General features: G+C 37.9%; 7 protein-coding genes and 1 pseudogene. 5 read left to right on the top strand and 3 right to left on the bottom strand.

What is annotated here, in order from left to right; translation table 11 throughout:
• Positions 1-249 (top strand): annotated as a pseudogene (locus tag BSAG_RS01380) (IS4 family transposase); the annotation flags it as partial.
• Positions 250-431: 182 nt separating this feature from the next.
• On the opposite strand, the gene BSAG_RS01375 reads toward BSAG_RS01380, so the two are convergent.
• Both BSAG_RS01375 and BSAG_RS01370 read right to left on the bottom strand, forming a co-directional pair.
• Entirely contained in the window at positions 432-2,021 is a 1,590-nt protein-coding gene (locus BSAG_RS01375; RefSeq protein WP_008771072.1) for a RagB/SusD family nutrient uptake outer membrane protein, read from the bottom strand.
• Between the two features lie 13 nt (positions 2,022-2,034).
• The gene (locus BSAG_RS01370) at positions 2,035-5,427 is read right to left on the bottom strand and encodes a TonB-dependent receptor (protein ID WP_004312951.1); all 3,393 of its coding nucleotides are present in this window, start codon (positions 5,425-5,427) and stop codon (positions 2,035-2,037) included.
• Between the two features lie 299 nt (positions 5,428-5,726).
• Here BSAG_RS01370 and BSAG_RS01365 point away from each other — a divergent pair, with 299 nt between their 5' ends.
• Genes BSAG_RS01365 through BSAG_RS01350 form a run of 4 tightly spaced genes read left to right on the top strand, consistent with a single transcriptional unit; the run spans position 5,727 to position 10,746 of the window.
• Positions 5,727-6,797 carry a glycoside hydrolase family 18 gene (locus tag BSAG_RS01365; protein WP_004315128.1) on the top strand — a complete coding sequence of 357 codons (1,071 nt, stop codon included), beginning with the start codon at positions 5,727-5,729 and terminating at the stop codon, positions 6,795-6,797.
• 9 nt (positions 6,798-6,806) lie between these two features.
• Positions 6,807-7,967: a DUF1735 and LamG domain-containing protein gene (locus BSAG_RS01360; RefSeq protein WP_004315129.1), complete on the top strand. Its 1,161-nt coding sequence runs from the start codon at positions 6,807-6,809 to the stop codon at positions 7,965-7,967.
• Between the two features lie 26 nt (positions 7,968-7,993).
• Positions 7,994-9,421 (top strand): BT_3987 domain-containing protein, encoded by a 1,428-nt coding sequence (locus BSAG_RS01355; protein ID WP_004315130.1) that lies wholly within the window; start codon positions 7,994-7,996, stop codon positions 9,419-9,421.
• Positions 9,422-9,441: 20 nt separating this feature from the next.
• Complete coding sequence (locus BSAG_RS01350) at positions 9,442-10,746, top strand: DUF4989 domain-containing protein (RefSeq protein ID WP_004315131.1); 1,305 nt, start codon at positions 9,442-9,444, stop codon at positions 10,744-10,746.
• A 202-nt stretch (positions 10,747-10,948) separates the two neighbouring features.
• Here the strand turns inward: BSAG_RS01350 and BSAG_RS0223565 are convergent, their stop codons facing one another.
• Complete coding sequence (locus BSAG_RS0223565; RefSeq protein WP_410491977.1) at positions 10,949-11,476, bottom strand: Fic family protein; 528 nt, start codon at positions 11,474-11,476, stop codon at positions 10,949-10,951.
• Between the last annotated feature and the right edge of the window lie 623 nt (positions 11,477-12,099).

Genomic DNA, 12,099 nt, shown 5'->3' on the forward strand with positions numbered 1-12,099 from the left:
AAGATAAAAAGGTTCTGGGGTACTACCGAGAATGCGGTTCGAATACAGATTAGTGTTGCTATCATCACCTATTGTTTAGTAGCTATTGTACAATATGATATGCAACTGAATCGTTCAACTTATGAGGTCTTGCAGATTCTTAGCATCTCATTAACAGATAAAACGCCTTTACAAGAGCTGTTTAATAAGACTAATTTCAATGATGTCAAAGAACAATTTAATCCCCTTATTCCGGGATTATTTGATTAATTAATAACTCGTCCCGATTTTAACGGGACACTAGTGAACTACGGTATAAAATATTTTTTATTTATAGGATTTGCTTCACTAAGTTCCCTAAGGACTTGGTGTATAATTCAGGATTTTGCATCTCTGATATTACATTGATAAATATATTATTCATACAATATTGAATGATTAAAGGTCAGTCACTAAGGTTTACATGCCCACCATAAATCAGTAGCCATATTATCTGCTCTCTTCAGATAATTGTTAACAGCATATTGTACATTGACTGTATTGTCTATATATTCTGCAGACGGATAAGGCATACGACGTGCTCCTTTTTTATTATCCACAGTTCCACCACTCATGTTGCCTTCGTCAGTAGTCGGAATCAATTTAGGATAACCTGTACGGCGATAATCCGCCCATGCTTCATTTCCTAACATCCAATTGGCTATCCATTTTTGAGTAATGATCCGTTCCTGTTTCACCTCATCAGTAGAAGACTCATCCCATTTTATCGTTATTGTTGAAAGCTGAGAATTGTATGGGTTGAGTCCGGAAGGATCTGTATAGGTGGTTGGTATCTTGCTTTCATCATTCAAATATTCTTCAGGGCTACCAGCGCTCCATTGTTCAAATGAAAGACGTATTCCTTGATTATAGAAATCACGTGCTTCTCCTCCCATATCAAACTTGAATATAGCTTTTCCTTCAGCTCTTAGAAAAGCAACTTCTGCTGCATTCATCCAAAGGATGGGATCGGAAGCTGAGATTTTTATCTTGGAATAGTTTATAAAATAATCTTTCGCTTTTTCAAGGTTAATGCCTCGACGCAATCCGACATATTCTTGGTCTTCCCAACCGGATTTCTCAAAATAAGCAGCACGACGTGCATCTGCATAACCATTCATATAGCAGACAATATCTGCTGCTACATGGCTGTCACCACCACTTGTTTCTTCGTTATATCGAACTGCCGTATACAGTGGATTAGGTATTGTACCGAAATAATTCCATTTAGCATTATCCTCATTGGATTCTATTACACCAAATTCATGTTTCACTGCACTTTCGGCCATCTCTTGAGCTAATTTTTTATTAGCATAGGAAATCCGGATAGCTAAACGTAGTTTTAGTGAATTGGCAAACTTAATCCATTTTGGTACATTTCCGCCATATACGTAGTCTGCAGTAGCCACAAGAGCCGAACCGCTATTTTCTGTCAGGATTTCTATTGCATGATTCAACTCCTCAAAGAACTTATTATAAACTTCCTCTTGAGAATCGTAAGGAATGGTTATTTTTCCGTCTGCTCCAATTTTAGAATAAGGTATAGGACCATAAGTATCGGTCACACGACTCATTGCCGCTACTTTTATAATTTCAGCAATGGCATAAGGAACCGGATTGTTAGTAGATTCAGATACACTTTTTACTGTTGACAAGTTACTATATAGAACCGGGATAACTTTATCACTTTTCAAGAACACCCTTGTCCAGTCATCTGTCGGATTGAAATTGGAAATTGTAAATGCCCATGCACTCTTGGAATCGGCAAAATACCCTCCACATGGTCCTCCCAGCAAACAATCTGTAAACTGTGCTGTATTAACATCACTAGATACAACACAACCAGCCAAATTGCTCATTGCAGAGCCCAAAGAGTAATCATCAGCTGCTAAACTTCCCGGTTGATATGGATTGGAGTTTATATCCATATATTGACTAGTGCAAGATATGAAAGATATGGTCAATGCCCCCAAAAACAGTTTATTTATTATATTATTTCTCATATTAATGCATTGTTTAGAATTTGAAACTTAGACTAAATCCTATATTACGTAAAGACGGCATCATAAAGTAGTCTATTCCTTGATAGAAGTTATCTGTAGAAGCAATACTTTCCGGATCGAACGGCGCTTTATTGTAAATCATCCAAAGATTACGCCCAATCATAGATATTTTAATGTCGCAAATATTATGTAACATCTTCCGAGGGAAAGTATATCCTAATGATACTTCTTGCAAACGGACATTAGTTGCAGAATAGGTGTAATATTGTGGAACTGAAGTTCCGCCACCGATAATTCCATACCATGTTTCTGGATTAACGCAATCATTGCCGTTGACGAGCACATATCCATGATCTCTAGCTTCAGCAGTTGCCTCAGAAACACCGTAATAATCAAGCATGGCTTGTGTTCGTGAAAATACAACTCCTCCCAAACGTGCAGAAACAAGGAAACCAGCATTAAAATTATTCCAGCTAAAATTATTACGCCAGGCTAAATTACCTTTGGGTAATACACTTCCTAGTTTTATATACTTTTTAGGGGCCTTGATTGTCTCGGTTGTCATTTTACCAGCTTGATCAATGTATATTTTATTATTAGTATCCCGTTTTAAATCAATAAAAGAATACAAGTCGCCCATACTGCCACCTTCCTTTAATAAGAAACGAGCTTCACCTAAACCTCCCATGTTGAGTGTGCCAATAGAGAAGTTTTCTCCTGTGATAGGATTAATAGCGTCGCTGGCCAAAGTTAAGATTTTATTTCTATTCATAGAAAATGTGAAGCCGGTATCCCAACTGAATTTATTCCATGTATTTTTATATCCTAATGAAAGCTCGATACCTTGATTACGTACCGCTCCTGTTTGAATATACATAGCTGACCATCCACTGACTGGCAACTGCGGATTAAATGTCTGATTCATTGTTTTAGCATTATAATATGTAATGTCTAAATCAAAATTCTTCAAGAAGCGCATGGTTAATCCGACCTCAAATGATTGAGTTCGTTCTGGTTTCAAATTATATAAGGGATATTGGGTCATGATACTCCATTGAGCTGAGTTAGCAGTCCATTCATAACGAGGATTGGCCAAATATCTTCCGAAAGCACTACCTACAGATGCCCAGGAACCACGTAGTTTCATATAAGACAGATAATCTTTATTCAACTTTGGCATCAGTTCAGAAAGAACCACAGAAGCACCGACTGACGGGTAGAAAAAAGATTTGCTTTTCGAATTTGGTCCAGCTAACTGTGAGGGCCAGTCATTACGTCCTGTTAAAGTTATATAGTAGGTACTTTTATATCCTAATTCGGCAGAAGCAAATATAGATTGAGTCTGCTCTCTCCATCCCTCTTGCATACGTTCTGTTTTGCTAGGACTTAAATTTTGTATAGCAAAGAAGTTGGTTAAGCCTACAGTTTCACCTTTAAATGAATCGGTACCATCAGCAATCGGACCACGTACTTTCATTGCATCAGAACGTATATCGGAGAAAGAACCACCAACGTTTGCCTGCAATGAAATGGTTTCACCAAACATTTTATTAACATTCACAAGGAAGTCTGCATACAACTGCTTATCATTTGTTCGGGTAATTCCGTATAAGCCGCGAGACGACTTTTCCGTCAATTGAGTATTGGTGGAAGCATAGAACTTCTCTGTATAATCATTATTAGAATTATCCAAACGAACGCGACCGGAAACGCTCAACCAATCTAATATCTGATAACTTAAATTAGCATTCAGCATATAACGGTCTTTTTTGTTCTCACGCAGATTGCGATAATTCACCCAATATGGATTCTGCATAGTCATGGCCTCATCACCAACGGGCCAATATTGAGTATAAATCTTGCGAGCAGGGTCGTAACGTTCGTACATACTAATATCTTCCCAGTCATTGCCACGCGGAAATAAATAAGCTCCTACTAACGGGTTATTATACGTACCTTGGTTCGTCATATTTCTATCATTTTGTAGAATATAACTTGCTCCGAAATCCAATGTCATTTTATCATCCAAAAAAGATGTTGTATTTCGGACTGTAAAGTTATAACGATTGTACTTGTTATTAGGAACAATACCTTTTGAATTTACGGCTGCTGCTGAAGCATATGTCTGATTTTTCTCTGTTCCGGTAGAAAATGAGACGCTTTCTGTAGCAATAACGCCTGTTTGGAAATAGTCATCTTGAGGACTATAGCCAAAATAGTTGGTTTCTGTTAGTTTACGGCCCCAGCTACGTGCTCCGGAAACATTCTGAACACCTTCCATACCTGTTCCATAACGGGTCTGAAAACGTGGCATAATAAAAGGAGATGTAAATTCAGTGTTTGAATTGACTGTAATACTAACCCTTCCTTCTTTTCCTTTTTTAGTCGTGATTACAATTGCGCCATTAGCAGCTTCCGAACCGTACAAAGCTGCTGCGGCAGCACCCGTCAATACAGACATTGATTCAATATCTTCAGGATTGATATCGGCAATCGGCTCACTGGAACCTCGTGAGTCAAATTCCGTACCTCCACTCTTCGTTGAACGTCCGGAAAAAATGGGTACACCATCGATTACGTATAGTGCATTGGAAGATTGCATAATTGATTTTGTACCACGCATCACTACTTTTGATACACCACCAACCCCTGAGGAAGAAGCATTGATATTGACACCTGCTACTTTTCCACTTAAAGAATTGACAAAGTTCGCATCTTTGTTTGATGTAATCTCATTGGTGTTCACTTGTTGTACATTATAACTTAATGCCTTTTCCGAACGTTTGATACCTAATGCAGTGACAACAACTTCATCTATTACTTGTGTGTCATCCAACATTGTAATATTTATAGCCGTTTGACCTTTTAATGGAATTTCTTGTGTTTTATAGCCTATATAAGAATATACAAGAATAGGGTTAGCGTTCTTAGTAACCACTTTATAGTTACCATCCAAGTCAGTTATAGCCCCATCAGTTGTACCCTTTATCAGGATGCTGACACCAATCAGAGGCTCTCCTTTAGCATCCAAAACTCGGCCTGTTATAGTACGTTCTTTTCCAGTTGGTTGTTGGGTTGGAGCAGGAACTCCTTTTTCTGATAAATAAATAATATTCTCTTCTATTTTATAAGAGATATCTTTATTTTTCAGAAGTGTGTTTAAAACTTCCTCCAAAGAGACATCTTTTACTTTTAACGGTTCAACGGTAATTGTTGACAGCTTGTCATTGTAAAAAAACTGATACTTTGATTGTGATTGAATTTGTTTAATAACACTACCCAAAGTTGTACGGGGAGTCGATAAGGTCAACTGTGCCGCAGCCCATTGTACAGGAACTGCTATCAACAAGAGAATCAGTAAAGCTCGAAATAGCTTCGACTTTTGAAGCGAATGTTTGCTTTCCATACATTTTATTTAATGGTTATACATTTTATTGAACTCCAAAGGAAGGTGTCGACTTTCCTTCCCTTTGCTAATAAAACAACGCTAAATTAATAAACACTTAGCTGAATTTATAATTTTTTTCGGAAAAGCTCAAAAATCTTTAGTTCTTGGTAGTGAAATGCATTGAATCAAACGGTAGCTTCTGTGTCTTTTATATAGTCCCTCCTTGTTACTTGAAGAATAGGATTGATTACATTTTACCAAGTTCTTAGGGAACTTATGCAAAATAATGTGATTAAAATCTTTAAGCGATAACAAATATGAGAAGAATAGTAAAAAATAGTTGGTTTGCAGTAATATTGCTGACATGGGGGATGATATGTTTTTCATGTGAGGACTGGACAGACCCGGAGAGTATTGATATCCATTATCCTACGTTTGAAGAGCAGAATCCGCAATTATATGCTGATTATATCAGAGATTTGAAGAACTACAAAGCTGGAGAACATAAGTTAGTCTTTGTTTCTTTTGACAATCCGGTAGGTAATCCAAGTAACCAGGTCGAACGTCTCATCGCTATACCGGATAGTGTCGATTTCGTCTGTTTGAACAACTCAGAAAACCTTTCGAATGAAACACAAGTCGAAATGGTGAAAATACGCGAGAAAAGTATTCGTACGCTTTCCATTATCAATTATGAGAGTCTGGAACAAGAATGGAATAAGAAGGCGAAAGAAAATTCAGAATTGACGGAAGAAGATGCGCAAAAGTATCTGAACGAACGTACGGACGCTATGTTGGCTCTGTGTGACAGCTATGGATATGACGGCATCCTTATCGATTATACAGGACTTTCAATGGTAGGCATGCAAGAAGCTGTATTGCAACAATACAAGACGCGCCAACAAAACTTTTTCAGTAGAGTATTAGATTGGCGAAATAAACATGCCAACAAAACATTGGTATTATACAGTTATGTGCAATATCTGACTCCCGAAAACATGGATATGCTGGATGAATATAATCATTTGATATTGAAAACCGCTTCTTCCAAAAATATAGATGATTTGACATTGAATGTTCTCATGGCTATTCAAGCAGGGATAGATGCAGCAGGAATGGATGCGAACCCTGTTCCCAAAGATCGTTTTGTAGCTTGTGCGCAGCTTCCTCAACAAGAAGATAAGGATATGATAATCGGTTATTGGAATACACAGGATGCAAATGGAAACAAGACATTGGCTGCACAAGGTACTGCTCAATGGATTGTACAATCATCTTCAACTTATACCCGTGCTGGTATTTTTATAACCAATATCCAAAAGGATTATTACAACAATACCTACGCGGCAGTACGTGAAACTATTCATATAATGAATCCTAATAAATAGAAATACAATATGAAATTACATATTTATCAATTGGCTATTATGGCACTTACCGTATTTACGATGAGCAGCTGTAAGGATACGGATATTAATGATGAACATCATTATGACAATAAGCTTTATATAAGCTCGGTACCTGTAACAGACGATTTACTAATTAAAGAAGACATATTGTCTGATAGTCGAAAAATCACTTATCGGCTTGCAGCTCCCGCTGATGATGAAGTCCAAATCAGCTTTGATGCGAAACCGGCTTTGACAGCTGCTTACAATCTGAGTTTTGCAGATAATGCTACAGCACTTCCCGAGGCATATTATGATATCCCTGTGAAAGACGCTACGATTAAAACCGGAGAAATTTCCGGGGATGACATCATCGTGAATTTCGTCAATTTGAATCAATTGGACGACTCACGTCGCTACGTGCTGCCTGTCACAATAACAGATGTATCCGGTATCGGAGTTCTTGAGAGTGCCCGTACTACTTATTTTATCATCAAAGGCGCTGCTCTTATTAATGTTGTAGCTAATATTAAAGAAAACTATTTTCCGATAAAATGGAATAGTGATGTAAGCAAGATGACTACTATTACAGTGGAAGCATTGGTACGAAGTGATGACTGGGTAGCCAAGCGCGACAATGCATTAAGTTCTGTTTTTGGAATTGAAGGTAATTTCCTGATACGTATCGGTGATGGTGACCGTCCGCGTGATCAACTTCAGGCATTTGTGCCAGGCGGAAGTTTTCCACCGGCAAATCACGCACCGGGTATTGGACTTCCGGTAAATGAATGGGTACACATAGCTGTTGTGTATAATACTGTCAATAAAAACCGGATTTATTATAAGAATGGTGTGGAAGTTTATAAAGACCAGTCGGCAAATAGTACAGTAAATTTAACTAGGAATTGTTATATAGGTCGTTCTTTCGATGGTACCCGTTGGCTTCCGGGCGAGATTTCGGAAGTTCGTATCTGGAACGTAGAGAGAACTGCAGAGCAGATTGCAGATAATCCTTACAAGGTAGATCCTGCAAGTGAAGGGCTCGTAGCTTATTGGAAATTTAATGAGGGTTCCGGAAAAGTTGTCATAGACCGTACTGGGAATGGAAATGATATTACCGGGAATAAAGAACCGGTATGGATTCCTGTAGAACTTCCTCAAATGTATTAATCCTTTTTATTAAAAAGAATATTATTATGAAACAAAAATATCTGATAACAGGTTTGGTGGTTGCTACATTTACAAGCTGCTTAACTTATCTAACCTCTTGTGCTGATGATCTTGTAATAGATACAACGGTTGATGAATCAGCATATACCGGTATTTATGAGAACAACGGATATCTACGTGACGGAAAGTCAAATTTGGCTTCTAGCGTAATAGAACTGTACAAGGATACTTATACTACTTCTGTAAAGATGGGGCTTAGTAAAGCACCGGGTAGTACTACTTCCGCTCAAGTGATCATTGATGCCAATTATTTGGATACTTATAATAAAGAGCATGAAACTGATTTTGAATTATATCCTGAGCACCTCGTGTCTTTCAAGAATGACGGGATGCTTACGGTAGATGTTCAAACAAAATCTGCCCGGACTGATATCACCATTCAGGCGGATGGCACCTTAAAAGAAGATAAAACATATGCTTTGCCTATAGTTCTTACCCACACAAGCAGTGACATTACCATAAAGGATGAGAAAGCCGGTCATTGTATCTATTTGATAAAAGATATGAGAAAGTTGGGAGATACCTATAAAGGGGAAGATGTGGTAAAATCATTTGTTTTCTTTGATGGTACAAATCCACTGAATGCCTTGTCTTTTCAATTGGAGAACGGAAAACTGTTATGGGATGTTGTGTCTTCATTTGCCGCTAATATAAACTGGGATGCACAGGCTCAACGTCCTTATTTGAAATGCAATAGCTATATACAATACTTGTTGGATAATAATGAGGTGTTTTTACAACCGCTCCGTAAGCGCGGTGCTAAAATAGTATTGGGAGTGCTTAGCAACGGGGATATCACAGGGGTAGCGCAATTATCCGAACAAGGTGCCAAGGACTTTGCACGAGAATTGGCTCAGTATTGCAAAGCATATAATTTGGACGGAGTGTGTTTTGACGATGAGTATGAAGGTGCTTATGACCCGAATAATCCGGCACTGACAAAGCCTACTGAAGAGGCTGCCGCACGTTTATGTTACGAGACTAAACAAGCAATGCCTGACAAAATCGTAGCGGTATATGCATTACGAAGAATGTATAGTTCGAAGGTGACTGTTGTTGATGGAGTAACTATGAAAAATTGGATAGATATTGTTATTGGTGACTATGGTAGAGATCCTTCGTCCAATCCTTACGGAGACTTGACATCTAAAGAATGCTCCGGTCAATCCATGGAGTTCGTCAGAGGTACTGGCGGTGATTTGCAAGGGCAAAGACTGATAAACCAAGGTTCCGGTTGGTTTGTGGGATTCTCGCCGAAACCGGAGAATTACAGCAATGTGTTCCGCCGTCTGTCTGATGTAAAAACTCTGTATGGTTCTCCATTAATGGCACCTACTGTATTTTATAAGGACAATGACGCCACACCTTACCAATATCCCGATGATTTACAATAAAATTAAAAATAATTGTAGAAATGAGAATACTTTATAGATTTTTCTTTTTGTTGGCGATTAGTTCGCTGACAGTTCTTTCCGGATGCCGGGAAGATGAAGATTTGAATTTGCTTACTTATCCCGATAACAATTTTACGCTTGCGGCGGATGATGAGGACGGTTCGGAAATAACGGTGAATGCTACCTATAATAATGATGGCATATTAGAGTTTGATAAGCCTGTAACATTCACTTTTCGTTTTAATGCATCTCCCGAGGAAACAATAGTCACCTTTGAACCGATGGGAGAGAATGTGGAGTTAAGCGATACTAAATTGATAATTCCGGCAGGCTATACAGATGCCAACGTTACTTTGAATGTAAAAGATATGGAAGCTTTTCAATCCAATTATGATGAGGCCACCTGTAATTTAGGAGTAAAAGCTACCGTACAAGGATATAAGATGCCGTCTACCACTTTAGAAGCAAAAGCCCTGATAAAAAAAGCGGCTTATGTAGCCACAGGTTTCCTGGAAGGAAAAGCCGATAGTAAAACTACGTTTGAGCATATTTATTTTAACGGAGAATTTAAGAAAACGGAGCGGAATCTATATACATTTAGTGTACAGTTGGATCGCCCTGCTCGGAAAGATGTAAAGGTAAAACTTACAACGGAAGGATTGGATGATGAATATCTGAAAGACATAACTATCACTCCTTCTGAAATCGTAATACCGGCAGGGGAGAAAACGACTGGGGATATTACTTGGGAAATTACTAATGACTTTTTGCTTCGTACATCGGATGATTCGTCAAACACATTAAATATAATGGCTACTTTCGAGTGTGAAGACCCGGTCTTTGTGCAGGACGAGAAGAGAAGTTCTTTCACTTTGAATATAAATAAATATATAAAAGGATTTGAATTTGTTTCTTACAAACGTCCTTCCGGTTGGGTAGAGTGGTCTAAACAAGGTTGGTCTGTAGAAGTAGAAGACAACGGAGATATCTGGCAAAATGATGGTGGTAGTGCGCTTATTGACGGAACTACAAACAACTATGAAGGAATAGCATCCGATGGAAACATTTCGTTTACGCTTGACATGGGAGAAGAGAGAACGATTAATGGAGTAGGCTTTGATTACATATATTATTCTGCTCCTCAAAATATACAATTGTCAGTATCTTCAGATGGTAATACATGGAATTATTTGGGCAAGGTAGCCAGTGCTGATGAGGATGCGGATTATTATAAATTCATTGAACCTATAACTGCAAGATATGTGAAATGTGAACTTTTGGCTTCTTGGGGATGTGAACTATATGAAGTTTATGTCTTTAAGTAATGTCTGAGTCTATAAGAACATAGGTTAAAGTTTGTATTTGAGTCGGAGTCTTGATAAAGAGATTCCGACTTTTTTATGCTCTATTTGGATATCAATATATTTATAATATTTCTTAGTGAGATGATTTCTATATTTCAATAGTTGATTAAATGTATAATTTATTCAACTGCTACCTTCATTATATCTACTTAGAAAACAAACCTCATCCCCCCCTTTTCTCCGCCTGTTTGTATTTCTTAATCTCCATTGAAAGATACTTCATTTGTTGAGCAGACATGAAATCACGGATAGGGCATAAGTCCGGTGCTTCATCATCTTGAGGACATGATGCTTCCAATGCCTGATAATATTCCAGTTTATCCTCTTTGAATATAGTGGCTAGAGGGAGTTGATGATAAGAGAGAATATAATTCATCAATAAGCGTGAAATTCTTCCGTTTCCATCGGCAAACGGATGGATGCTGACTAAATAAAAATGGGCGTCGAAAGCTAATTGATAGATAGCGTCGGGTGCTTGAACTTGTTTGATACGTTGATTTAGTATTTTACATAGACGGGTTACTTCACGTTCTACTTTTTGATGGTTTACGAAGTAACGATCACCTACATGTACGGAAGATTTGCGCCAATCTCCTTTGGAAGAATCATAATCTCCTGCACTGGAATAGATTATACCTCCCGTAGTACGCATTACGTGAACTGAAATTTCCTGTATAAAAACAGGAGTAATTTCACGTTTTAGCCTCTTCCACTATAAAACGCAAAGCTTCGAAATGATCCTTTACCATATTATGATCATACAGCGGTTTTCCCTTGGCGGTGATACCGTCTACAATCAACAGGCGGCATTTTTCTTCGGTGAGTGAAGAGCCTTTTATTGCTGTGGAGTGATGGGAAATGAAGATTTCATTCCATTCTGCACGGAAATGAATGAGAATTTGTTTTCAATTACTGATTCTCATAAGTATAACATGAACTTTAAACTCATAAATTCCACCAGTTTCACCTTATATCTGAAACATCGATGAATAAGGAGATAGCGGGTGAAAGCGTAGAAGAAATCAAGGTGAAATCTCCCGTTATTGCTTTCACCTTTCAAATTTATTTATACCGGTTGCTGGGCATATAGAGCCACCGTACTGAATATATAGATTCAATATGGTAAGTATATAGATACAATGTGTTGAATATATAGATACACCAACTCAAGCATTAGTGGCTGAAAATTAAGGTGTTAATCCCTTGTGTTCAGGCTGTTAATACCTGATGGATTATCTATTAATACCTGACAACAGATTTGCTATAAGCATATTCTTATTAGCTATAAGCATATTCTTATTAGCTATAAGCATA

Source organism: Bacteroides sp. D1 (assembly GCF_000157095.2).
Classification (GTDB): Bacteria; Bacteroidota; Bacteroidia; order Bacteroidales; family Bacteroidaceae; genus Bacteroides; species Bacteroides xylanisolvens.

Coding starts and splice junctions, on each gene's coding strand:
- BSAG_RS01375 (WP_008771072.1), bottom strand. CDS start 2,021: ATGAGAAATAATATAATAAATAAACTGTTTTTGGGGGCATTGACCATA.
- BSAG_RS01370 (WP_004312951.1), bottom strand. CDS start 5,427: ATGGAAAGCAAACATTCGCTTCAAAAGTCGAAGCTATTTCGAGCTTTA.
- BSAG_RS01365 (WP_004315128.1), top strand. CDS start 5,727: ATGAGAAGAATAGTAAAAAATAGTTGGTTTGCAGTAATATTGCTGACA.
- BSAG_RS01360 (WP_004315129.1), top strand. CDS start 6,807: ATGAAATTACATATTTATCAATTGGCTATTATGGCACTTACCGTATTT.
- BSAG_RS01355 (WP_004315130.1), top strand. CDS start 7,994: ATGAAACAAAAATATCTGATAACAGGTTTGGTGGTTGCTACATTTACA.
- BSAG_RS01350 (WP_004315131.1), top strand. CDS start 9,442: ATGAGAATACTTTATAGATTTTTCTTTTTGTTGGCGATTAGTTCGCTG.